Genomic DNA, 12300 nt, shown 5'->3' with positions numbered 1-12300 from the left:
TTCCGAAGCGCCGGTTATTCGCAGTTTTTTCACTATTTTCGTACCCAAACCCAATAATCTATTATGAAAAAATTACTTCTGACACTCCTTTTATTCAGTGCCGGGACCGGAATTTCCGCAGCCAAAACTTACGAATTGAAATCCCCCGACGGGAAAATCGCCGTACGCGTGGACGCCGGCACACAGGCCGTCACCTACTCCATTTCCCGCGACGGCAAAGAGCTGATCGCCCCTTCGCCCCTGTCGCTTACGCTCGCCGACGGGCGCGTCCTCGGCCAGAAAGCCGTCGTACGCAAAGCATCGACGAAAAGCGTCGATGAAACCATCGAGGCGCCCTTTTACAAGCGCAGCACGGTCGACAACAAATATAACTCCCTGACGCTCACTTTCAAGGGGGATTACGGAGTCGACTTCCGCGCCTATGACGACGGCGTCGCTTACCGGTTCGTAACCTCCATGAAGGACGAAATCACCGTCGCCGACGAGCTGGTGGACATCCGTTTCCCGGAGGACTTCCGGGCCTATGTCCCCTATGTAAACCCCCGCAAAAAAGAGGGCGGTATCGAACGTTGCTACTTCAACAGTTTCGAGAATACCTACACGAATCAGCCCGTTTCCGAAGTTGCGGCCGACCACCTGGCCTTCCTGCCGATCCTGGCCGACGCCGGAACGGCGAAGATCGTCATCACCGAGGCCGACCTGGAGGATTACCCGGGCATGTACCTCTACAACCCCACGGGCGGCAAGGCCCTGCGCGGCAATTTCGCACCCTACCCGGCCAAGGAGGTTCAGGGCGGCCACAACGAACTGCAACTGCTGGTAACCGAGCGGGAGAACTTCATCGCCCGCACCAAGGGAGCCCGCACCTTCCCGTGGCGCGTCTTCGCGATCGCCGAACACGACATCCAACTGGCCAACAACGACCTGGTTTACTGCCTGGCCGCACCGTCGCGCGTGGAGGACATCTCGTGGATCAAACCCGGCAAGGTAGCCTGGGACTGGTGGAATACCTGGAACCTCTACGGGGTGGACTTTAAATCGGGCATCAACAACGAGACTTACAAATATTACATCGACTTCGCCGCCGACCACGGCATCGAATACGTCATCCTCGACGAAGGCTGGGCCGTGAACAAGAAGGCCGACCTCTTCCAGGTGGTTCCCGAAATCAACCTGCCCGAACTGGTCGCCTACGGCAAGGAGCGCGGCGTCGGCATCGTCCTTTGGGCCGGGTTCTACGCCACGGAGCGCGACCTGGAGCGTGTCTGCAAGCACTATTCTCAGATGGGTATCAAAGGTTTCAAGGTCGACTTCCTGGACCGCGACGACCAGAAGATCGCCGACTTCACGTACCGTCTGGCCGAAACGGCGGCCAAATACCACTTGTTCCTCGACATACACGGTTACCACAAACCCGCAGGTATCCAGCGCACCTATCCCAACGTACTCAATTTCGAAGGGGTCTTCGGCCTGGAGCAGATGAAGTGGACCAGCGAAAAAACCGACATGGTGACCTACGACGTGACGATTCCCTTCATCCGCATGCTCGCCGGACCGATGGACTACACGCAGGGCGCCATGCGCAACGCCACGCGCGGAAATTTCCGCGCCGTAGGCTCCGAAGCCATGAGCCAGGGTACGCGCTGCCGCCAGTTGGCTGAATACGTGATCTTCGAATCGCCGTTCAACATGCTGTGCGACTCGCCGTCGAACTACATGCGCGAGGAGGAGTGCACGCGTTTCATCGCCGACATCCCGACGACGTGGGACGAGACCGTGGGCCTCGACGGCCGGGTCGGCGAATACGTCTCCATCGCACGCCGCAAGGGCGACACGTGGTACGTCGGCGGCATGACCGACTGGAACGCGCGCAGCCTGACGGTCGACCTCGGCTTCCTGGGCGAGGGTTCCTACACTGCCGAACTGTTCCGCGACGGCGTCAACGCCGACAAAGCCGCCCGCGACTACAAGTGCGAAGCGGTCGAAATCCCCGCCGACCAGAAAATGACGGTAAAGATGGCTCCCGGAGGAGGCTTCGCCCTGAAGATCACGCGCAAATAAGCGCCAGGACATACATACGAAAAACCCGGGCGGCCTCGACGGCCGCCCGGGTTTCGTTTCGGGGCATGCGGAGTTACTCCTGTGTGAAAACCGCCGTATAGCGGTTGCCCTGCGCGAGAATCTCACGCGTAAGGCGGCGCACCTCTTCGGGCGTCACGGCCGTAAATACCGCCTCGTTGTCCTTATCCAGGTCAGCTCCGTCGAAATACTCCGCCCGCATCTTGTTGATCCAGTAGGAGGTCGATTTCAGGTTCTTCGACTTGCGTTCGGCATTGACCTTCTTGAAGTAAAGCATCGCTTCGTTCACCTCCTGCTCCGAGGGAGCTTCGGCGGCCAGTTGTTCGATGCCCTTCTGAACTTCGCCCAGCAGCATTTCACGCAGCTTGGGATCGGTCTCGAAGCTCACCACCAGGTGACAGTAGCCGCGGGGACGGGCCCCGACCTCGTCGTGCACGCCGATGTAATAGGTTCCGCCCTTCTCTTCGCGCACGGTCGTCAGGTAACGCGCGCCGAGAATATAGGAGACGTAGCGCAGCGCGGCATAATTGGCCGGCGTATAATCGAACTTGCCATGGTAGATGCGCTCGATCGACGACTTGGGCGTCACGGCGCCCGGGAAAACCGCATCGTACTCCCTCGTGCCAGGTACGATCTCGAAATCCTCCTTCTTGAATTTCTGCTTCGGGGCGGCAGGCAGCGAACCGATGTATTTCTCGATGAGCGGCCGCGCCTCGCCGGCAGGCATCTCGCCCGCGAAGAAGAAGACGAAATCGGCGGCATTGCCGAAGAGTTTGTCGTAGAGTTTGCGGGCCGCTTCCCGGTCGAAACGGTCGAGCGTCGAAAGCGTCGCCCGCCGGAGCCACGGATGACCGCCGTATTTCGTGCTGTCGGTACGCTCGGCGAAAAGCGCCTTGGGCGACTTTTCCTTCCCGAGCGACGTACGGGCCAGGCCGAGGTAGTCGCCATAGGCCTGTTCCGAGAAATTAGGCTCGGTAATATAGAGGTGCAGGAGTTGCAGCAACAATTCGAAGTCAGCCGCACTTGCCGCTCCCGAGAAGGAGCTCGCATCCCGGCCCAGCGTCGCCATCAGGCTGGCGTCATGCGAGGAGAGCAGGTCGCGCATACTGCTGCGGCCGAGATCCTTTACGCCCATCGTACGGACGTAATTCTGGAGCAGATGCATGCCTTCGACATCGCTGTCGCGGGCAAAACCGCCCTCATTAATAGCCGCCACGCCGACTTTACGCGTACCGATCACTTCGGGAACGGTCCGCCAGAATACCTTCACGCCGTTCGAGAGCGTCCACTCCTCGGCTCCGAAGGCCGCCTTGCGGGTCTTGACGACCTCTCCGGGGGTTATTTTCGCCGTGAAGAGCGGTCCGGCGGCCTTTCCGCTGCGTTCGGGACGGGCTATCTCAGCATGCTTCACCGAGTCGATCAAAGCGAAAGCATCGGCTTCAGAGGGGACCTTGTCCATATACTCTTCGGGCGACGACACGAGTACGAGCATACCCTTCGGCGAAACCATGCCGGCGCGCAGCAGGTTCAACGCCTCAGGCGTCAAGGCATCGAGCTGCTCTTCGACAATACGCGTCCGGTCTTCGGGCGTTGCGTAAGGCACATTACGCGTAAAATGCTCCACATATCGCCCGGCCAGGTCGGTATTCGTTGCGAGACGGTATTTCTCCAGCGCTTTCTCTTCCGCCTTGGCGACCTTGGCTTTGGCGGCTTCGAACTCCTCGTCGCTGAAACCGTAGCGGCGCATCTGTTCCACGTCGGTCAGGATGCCCGCCAGCGCTTCGCGCATGTCCTGTTCCCTGGGCAGAGCCGTCAGCATGAGGGTATTGCGGCACGTCGCGAGGCTTCCCGTAACGGCTACGACGCGCTTGTAACGCACATCGGGGCGCTTCTCGGCCTCAGCCAGCCGGGAACGTGCCATTTCGAGGAAGACCTTGCGCGCAAGGTCGTCGCGCACGGCCCCCACCGTCGCACGCTCTTCGGCCGACGGATAGGGCTGGTAAAAAATCAGTTTCACGGCCACGGCCTTGGTCTCGGGGTCGGTCACCACGCTGTAACGGGGCTTGTCGCGCCACGGAATGTCGTAAACCTCCTTCGGCGCCGGGTTTTCGGCCTTCGGGATCGACGACATCAGGTCGCGGATTTTCCGCTCCATCGCGTCCACATCCACATCGCCCACGACGATTACGGCCTGCAAATCGGGACGATACCACTTGTGGTAAAAGTCGACGAGCGTCTGCCGCTCGAAGTTGTTGACGATATCCATGTCGCCGATCACGTCTCGGCGGGCGTATTTCGACCCGTCGTATTCGACCTGGGCCGACTTGCGGACCATGCGCGAACGGGCGTCGTTGCCGCGCCGCCACTCCTCGCGGATCACGCCCCGCTCCGACTCGATCTCGTCGGGTTCGCACGAGATGTAATAGGACCAGTCGTGCAGGATCAGCAGCAGCGAATCCACCAGTCCTTCGCGGACCAGCGGCACATTCGAAACGTTGTAGACCGTCCGGTCGCGCGACGTATAGGCATTGACGTTATAGCCGAAACGCACGCCGTTCGCCGCCAGGTAGTTGAGAATCCCCTTCCCGGGAAAATTTTTCGTGCCGTTGAAAGCCATGTGTTCGAGGAAGTGGGCCAGTCCGTTCTGGTTATCCTCCTCCTGCAAGGCGCCGACATCGTGGGCTATGAAAAAATCAGCCCGCTGTTTGGGGTTGTCGTAATGCCGGATGTAATAAGTCATTCCGTTGTCGAGTCGCCCGACCCGCACCTCGCCGTCGAGGGGAATCTTCTCTTGCAGGCCTGCAGGGACCTGCGCCGCAACCGGGACGGCCAGCAGGCAAAACAGGGCCGCACGGATCAAAACAGATTTTTTCATCGTGGATTCGCTTAATTACTTGGTGTAGTCTCACAAATATAGTAAAAAGTCGCATAGAAGGCGCTAAAAAACAAATAACGCGTACCAATTACTCACCAAAATAATTACCTTTGCGTATACACACATCATTTACAACCCGAACAAATGAAAAGAAAAAGCAATTGGTTAAAGAATTTGCTGCAGTGGGGCACGCTCGCAGCAATCGTGGGATTTGTGGTCTACGGGCTCACCCTCGGGGAGAAACCCGCGGACGTGGAGGCTTACTGCCCGTTCGGCGGTTTGCAGGCACTGGGCAGTTACCTGGTACGCAACTCACTGGCCTGCTCGATGTCCATGGTGCAGATCATGGTGGGAGTCATGCTCGTCGTGGGAGTCGTACTTTTCAGCAAACTCTTCTGCGGCTACCTCTGCCCGCTGGGAACCGTCAGCGAATGGATGGGCAAAGGCGGCAGGAAACTGAAAGTCAATGCCGAAATCCGCCCGGGAAGCATCGCCGACCGTGCGCTCCGCATCATTAAATACGCGCTGCTGTTCCTCGTTTTCTACATGTCGGTGTCGAGCAGCGAACTTTTCTGCAAGAATTTCGACCCTTATTACGCCATTGCCACGGGTTTCAAAGGTGAAATTACCGCCTGGATGACCATTATTTCGATTGCGGTACTCTTCCTCGGCAGTTTCTTCGTAAAAATGTTCTGGTGCAAATACATCTGCCCGCTGGGCGCACTGAGCAATATCTTCAAGTTCACGATCACCTTCGTCGGCATCGTCATCCTGCTGTGGGTGCTGGGCCTGCTGGGCGTAGGTTCGGCCTGGGTATGGGCGCTGGGCGCCGCCTGTGTCGTGGGTTACCTCTGGGAGATGATCTACCTCAAGAGCAAGGTCTTCCCGCTGCTGCACATCGTCCGCGACGAGGCTTCGTGCACCAAGTGCGACGTTTGCCGGCGCAAATGCCCCTATTCGATCGACATCAAGAACCTCGACAAGGTAAAACACATCGACTGCACGCTCTGCGGAACCTGCGTCTCGGCCTGCCCGGAAGATTCGCTGCAGGTCGGCGGCAAACGGTCGCTGCGCTGGCTGCCCGGCATCCTGGCCGTCGCGCTCTTCGGCGCCGCGCTGTGGTTCGGCAGTCATTGGGAACTCCCGACCATCGACGAGAAGTGGGGCGAGTTCGAGCAGGTCGAAGGTATGCAGACCTACGAGATCGAAGGCCTCACGTCGGTAAAATGCTTCGGCAGTTCGAAGGCTTTCTCCGCCAAGATGCAGAAAGTACCCGGCGTCTACGGCGTCAAAACGTTCGTGAAACGCCATGCGGTAGTCATCAGCTACGACCCCAAGGCAATCGACCAAACGGGTATCGACAAGGCGATTTTCGCACCCACAACCATGAAGTTCACATCGCCCAAGGCCGGCGTCGACTCGCTTTCGATCGTCCGCATCGGCGTCGAGGGACTCCACGATAAGATGGACATGGTCTACTTCGGGGCTATCCTGCGCAATATCGACGGCATCTGCGGCTTCGACGCACAATACGACTGCCCGGTAGCCGTTACGCTCTACGTCGATCCCTCGGCCTCGGTTCCCGAAAAGATGCTCCGCGACTCGATCGAGGTCAAGGAGGCCCACATGCTGGCCCATGGCGGCAAGGTCCGGGTGATTCCGGTTCACTACCAGCTCAAGAGCTACGACCCCGCAGCCGGCAAGATCGCCCGCCGCGAGTTCCTCGACCTGATGTTCGCACAGACCCGCGACCTTTCGGCGCCGTTCAAGCACAACACCGAGACCTACGGCGACGACGAGAAATATCCCAAAGGCGTTTACGAAGTCGAGTGCCGGGGCATCGAGAAGCCGCTCATCAAGCGCAGCTTCCCCTACTTCCGCGGATTCCTCTCGCTCAAGGAGGGTATCACGCGTCTCGACGTGGCACTGAACGACGAGGAGGTTCCCGTACTGCGGATCGTCTACGTCAAGTCGATGTGGGACGATGCGAAGATCTGGAACGAACTGCTCAACGCCAAGGTATGGCCCGTAAAATACAACGACGGCACGCTCAAGGACGAAGAGCCGAAATTCACCTTCAAAACCGAAGGGCGCACGCTCTGACGCAACATACTTACAAGGGGCTTGTGATACGCAAGCCCCTTTTTTGAATAAACAGAACCGACTATGAAAAAAGCGATTTTTTATTTACTGGTCTGCGCGTTGCTTCCCGCCGCCGCATCTGCCGACGAAGGCATGTGGCTGGTCAGCACGTTCCAGAACATGATCTACCCCCAGATGAAGAAGGAGGGGCTGAAGCTCAAGCCCGGGGAGATTTACAACGAGGAATCCCCGGCGCTGTGCAACGCCATCGTGGCCGTCGACGGCGGCATGGGTACGGGCAGCGTAATTTCCGACAAGGGACTCGTCATCACCAACCACCACGTGGCCTACGGCGACATCCACTCGCTGAGCACCCCCGCGAAAAACTACCTCGAAGAGGGTTTCTGGGCCCTTGAACAAAAGGACGAACTGCCGCTCAAAGGCAAGACCGTAACCTTCCTGCGCAAGGTAGCCGACGTGACGGACGAAGCCCTGGCCATCCGCGACTCGCTCGAAAAAGCCAACAGCCTCGGCGTTTTCGGAACCCGCAAGGTCTACGGCATCCTCGCAAGAAAATACGGCAAAGACACGCCCTTCGAAGTCGAGTGCGCCTCGATGTGGAAAGGCAAGAAATACCTGCTTTTCTATTACGAAACCTATAAGGACGTGCGCCTCGTCGGTGCGCCGCCCGTGAAGATCGGCGCCTTCGGCGGTGAACAGGACAACTGGGGCTGGCCCCAGCACAAGGGCGATTTCGCCCTCTACCGCGTCTACGGCGACGCGAAGGGCCGCCCGGCCGCCTATTCGAAGGACAATGTGCCCATCACGCCCCGCAAGGTGCTCAACGTCTCGACCGGCGGCATCCACGACCGCGACTATGCCATGGTCATCGGGTTCCCGGGCCGTACCAACCGCTACATGTCGTCGTTCGCCGTACGCGAGAAGGAATACGTGACCAACCCCATCGTGATCAAGGCGCGCCACGACCGCCTCGACATCATGAAGCGCCACATGGAGGCCGACCCCGACGTACGCCTGATGTACAGCGACAAATACTTCGGCATCAGTAACTACGCCGACTACGCCAAATGGGAGAACATCTGCCTGCGCCGTTACGACGTGATCGGCATCCGTGCCGCCGAGGAGCAGCGCCTCGCCGCCTGGATCGATGCCGACCCGGCCCGCAAGGCCGAATACGGCGACCTGCTCGCCAACCTGAAAAAGGGCTACGAAGCGCGCGCCCAGGCCGTACGCTGCAAGTGTTATTACCAGGAGACGTGGATTCGCCCGAGCGACGTAATGATGACGGCCAACCGTCTCGGCACGCTCGTCGACCGGATGCTGCGCGACAGCATCGCCACGGTAAAGGACGGCGACAAGGACTTCGCAGGCGTGAAGAGCAACACCCGGCGGATGATGAAGGATTTCGACCCGGCCACCGACAAGGAGGTGCTGACACAGATGGTGCAGAGCTTCACCGACAACGTCCCCCGCGAAATGTGGGGCGACCGACTGCCGCAGCTTTACGACCGCTTCGAAGGCAACGTTCCGGCGCTGATCGACTACGCTTTCGAAAATACCTGCTGCACCAGCTACGAGAAACTGTGCGCCTGGTTCGCCGAACCCCGTTCCGCAGAAGACATCCTCTCCGACCCGATGGCGGCCATGGCCAATTCGGTCAGCTCGCGGTGCTTCGCCGAGAATCTCAAGCAGGCCGAAGGAGCCTCCGGCATCGACACCGACGCCGAAGAACTGCGCTACGCCCACGCGATCTACGAGATGCGCGAATCGGAGGGCGTGCCCCAATACCCCGACGCCAACTCGACGATGCGCCTCACCTACGGAACCGTAGGTCCGGTTTCGCCGAAGGACGCCGTGCACTACGACTCCCGGTCGACGATCGACGGCTACCCCGAAAAATACAACCCCGACGACTACGAATTCCGTGTCGACGAGCGGATGTTCTCACTCATCCGCAACAAGGACTGGGGCCGCTGGGGCGAAAACGGCCAGCTCTACGTCAATTTCCTCACCAACAACGATATCACGGGCGGCAACTCGGGCAGCCCGGTGCTCAACGCCAAAGGCGACGTGATCGGACTGGCGTTCGACGGCAACCGCGAGTCGATGTCGGGCGACATCTACTTCCATCCGACCAACTTCAAGACCGTCTGCGTCGACATCCGCTTCGTGCTGTGGATCATGGACAAGTACGCCGGCGCCGGATCGCTGATCGACGAAATGCGGCTGGTGAAATAACCCGCCCTTAATTTATACAGGAGAACGGACCCGGTCGGGGTCCGTTCTTTTTTTGACATCCCGGCAACAAAAACCCCGCAGGGCTTTAAAGCCCTGCGGGGTTTTAATCGGGAAACGGAGGGTCAGAAATTCAGACCCACGGCTGCGAACACGCCGCCCCGGCGGCTGCCGTCCATCAGTCCGCTGCGAGCCCATGCGGCGCGCCCTTTCAAGTCGACGTAAAGGCCGATCTTTTTCGCCGGGAAGTAATGCGTATAGCGCAGGCCCGCCTCACCGTTCAGGCGGTCGTTGGTCAGGAAAGCGTACTCCTGGGCCAGCAGGTCGGCCCGGTAGTTCTCGTTGTCGATCTGCACGCCCTCGGGACACGTCTTTTCCAACTGGTTCCCGCCGCCGAACGTATATCCGCCGCGCGCCGTCACGTCGAGCCAGTTGCGACTGTCGAACCGGAAATTCTTCGTCACTCCGAGCATCAGCTTCGAAAAGTGCACATCCTGGTTGTACCGCGCCGGAGCGATCGTATACTCCGATTCGGTTTTATAGTAATTATAGGCCACATCGACGATCCACGAACTGCTCCACTCGTTACGCTTGACATAGAGTTTATAGTCGGCGTCGACGCTGCGCTGCTTCTGTGAGAACTTCAGGAAACGACCGTACTGCTTGTACGATTTTTGGTTGGTCTCCGGATCGAGCTCCAGCTCCTGAATATTGTTGTATTTCAGCAGGTCGCCCCACGAAGCGTCAACCGAAAGCCGCTGATCGACACAACGGCCCGTGAAGTTCAAGACTCCCAGATAACGATAGGTTAACTGATCGTTGTCGCCCATATGCTGGTCCAAATCGAAACGGAAACGCTCCATTTTGCTGTATTCGGCCGAAAACTGGTTGAAGAACTTCACCCGCTTTCCCAGCTTCAGTTCCATCTGGGCAGCACCTCCGTATTCGGAACCTTTGTAATAGATATCATAGAAAGTCTCGGTTCCTCCAAGCTGCTGGCTGGTATAAAACCACATACCTTCGAAGAAATAGATCATTCCGCCAGTCGTATTCGTACCGAAAGCCTTGTAGCCAATCCGCTCTGTTATACGTTTATATGTAAAATTAAGACCGGCATCCACTACCTTCGAAGTAAACATTACACCCGGCTGAACGCTCATGTACATAGAAGTCGTCTTATTGCGCGAGTCACGGCGCTTTGCCAGGCTGCGATCTTCGTATTTACCCATCGCTCCGATCACCCAGTGGCCCATACGGTAAGCTACCCCGGCCTCGATGGCATAGGTTTCATTGCGCGTGTTACCCGGAATCGAATCGCCGATCAGCATCGGAGAATCACCGATATAGGCATTTCCAGCCCAGCTCCGGTCAGTCGAAGCCGCATAATTGTAGCTCAACTTACCGTAGAACGAAAGCCGGTCCCAACGACGGTACGATTCGGACTGAACGCCGAGCACATTTACCTTCGGCCCATCGGTGACATCGCGCAGTCCGCCTTTCTCGAAATCATAATTTACTTCCGCAATGGAGAGCGAAGCCTGATTAAGCATCAAGCCCGCCGCGTTGTCCGAAACGAGCCATCCGCTTTTCGAACGAATACGTTCCAGGGTATAATATTTTTCAAGGTTCTCCTTCGGAGTGGAAGACTGGGCGAAAACGCCCGACCCCGCACATACCGCAGTCAACAGGAGTACCGCATATATTTTTTTCTTCATAGCTGTTTGGTTTTATCGGTTTTTGTACTCCGTGCAAAGGGTCGGTTCGTCGAGCGGAATCCAGTCATCAGCCGAATTATTCGTATCCTGATAAACCGTACGCCCGACGATCTCCGAAGCGCTTTCGTCCACCTTGCGGATATAGGACTGACCGCTGTACGAGGTCGTCGTGATAAACAAAGGCTGAAGACTGATGTCGGAGCAAAGGCGCGGGACGTGCGTATCGTTGTTACGAAACTCCACACCATCGAGAATACACTCCTTGGGAACCATTATCGAAGGCATATTCGTATATTTCGTAGGCTGATACATCACCTTACCGTAAGGCTGGCTTTTGAAGGCCCCATCCTTAACGTACTCATAAGGATCTTCAGGCAAGCGATACACGACGATTGCCGGCGAACTGATGGAGAGAACGATCGAATTTCCGGATGCCAGTTCACAGAAGCATTCCAACCGTTCAACGCCTGCAGCAGGAGCTTTCACCGCAGAACTCGATCCAAAACGATCAATATACATTGCCCATACATTATCCGCGGCGAGATTCATCGGTCGGCTGGTCTGGTCTGCTGTTTGTTCAACGGCACTCAGAGCAATCACGACCTCTTCACCCGGCTGTATCGGATGTTCCTGGCCTTTACCCGGAAAAACAAAACCGAAGGCATTGACCGGAATAGAGTCGCGAAGTTCGGTGCTGGTACTTCCCAACCAGAATTTATTGTACACGACCGATTTTCCCGAATTGAACGTAGTGTGGAATCCGACTCCCACGCCATCGAGATACTGCACATCGTCGGAATTATTGCAGAGCGTGAAATACTGGTCATAGTTATAATTCGCTTTCCCGTCGGCAGTCTTCGTTTTGTGAAAATAAACCTCTTTCAGAATGATCGTCCCACGCGCCGTAGCTTTAATTTCGAGATTGCTCGTCTCGGCCGACTGACCGTCTTTATTCAGAACAAAATCCTTGGTAGCATGCAGGAACTTGCTAATTCCATCCACATCGGCCACTTTGCTGATAATCACGCTGTAATTTCCATACTCGGCATCGATCCGGGTTTCACCCTTCGCATCGGTTTCGGTAACATACGTATTTCCGATCTTCGTATTGCGCATGGTTACCTTGAATCCCGCCTTGTCGAGCGACGCCAGTTCTCCGGGCAAATCGATAGAAATCAACACCTCTTTGTTGCCGTGAAGCAGTTCACTGTCTTTCATATCTTTGAGGCAGCCGCTCAGCAGAAAGATCGCTGCCAAAGGAACCATATAACATAAAATATTTTTCATCGTCTG

The 12300-nt window shown here is 57.3% G+C and carries 6 protein-coding genes; 3 read left to right on the top strand and 3 right to left on the bottom strand.

The window, feature by feature from the left end; all coding sequences use genetic code 11:
- Nucleotides 1-63 precede the first annotated feature (63 nt).
- The gene (locus I2E69_RS05245; protein WP_195459479.1) at nt 64-2061 is read left to right on the top strand and encodes a glycoside hydrolase family 97 protein; all 1998 of its coding nucleotides are present in this window, start codon (nt 64-66) and stop codon (nt 2059-2061) included.
- Between the two features lie 73 nt (nt 2062-2134).
- Here the strand turns inward: I2E69_RS05245 and I2E69_RS05240 are convergent, their stop codons facing one another.
- Nucleotides 2135-4954 carry a M16 family metallopeptidase gene (locus I2E69_RS05240; RefSeq protein ID WP_195459476.1) on the bottom strand — a complete coding sequence of 940 codons (2820 nt, stop codon included), beginning with the start codon at nt 4952-4954 and terminating at the stop codon, nt 2135-2137.
- Nucleotides 4955-5098: 144 nt separating this feature from the next.
- Between I2E69_RS05240 and I2E69_RS05235 the strand changes: the two genes are divergently transcribed.
- Both I2E69_RS05235 and I2E69_RS05230 read left to right on the top strand, forming a co-directional pair.
- A complete protein-coding gene (locus I2E69_RS05235; protein WP_195459474.1) occupies nt 5099-7057 on the top strand; it encodes a 4Fe-4S binding protein in 1959 nt (652 codons plus the stop codon).
- A gap of 63 nt (nt 7058-7120) precedes the next feature.
- A complete protein-coding gene (locus I2E69_RS05230) occupies nt 7121-9295 on the top strand; it encodes a S46 family peptidase (RefSeq protein WP_195459470.1) in 2175 nt (724 codons plus the stop codon).
- 122 nt (nt 9296-9417) lie between these two features.
- Here the strand turns inward: I2E69_RS05230 and I2E69_RS05225 are convergent, their stop codons facing one another.
- Both I2E69_RS05225 and I2E69_RS05220 read right to left on the bottom strand, forming a co-directional pair.
- Nucleotides 9418-11007: a DUF6850 family outer membrane beta-barrel protein gene (locus I2E69_RS05225; RefSeq protein ID WP_195459467.1), complete on the bottom strand. Its 1590-nt coding sequence runs from the start codon at nt 11005-11007 to the stop codon at nt 9418-9420.
- Between the two features lie 12 nt (nt 11008-11019).
- Entirely contained in the window at nt 11020-12294 is a 1275-nt protein-coding gene (locus I2E69_RS05220; protein ID WP_195459464.1) for a DUF4876 domain-containing protein, read from the bottom strand.
- Nucleotides 12295-12300: the final 6 nt, after the last annotated feature.

The sequence above is a fragment of the Alistipes sp. D31t1_170403_E11 genome, from assembly GCF_015553985.1.
Lineage (GTDB): Bacteria > Bacteroidota > Bacteroidia > Bacteroidales > Rikenellaceae > Alistipes > Alistipes montrealensis.
Note: the sequence above shows the minus strand (reverse complement) of the source record. Positions and strands in the feature narration are given on the sequence as shown.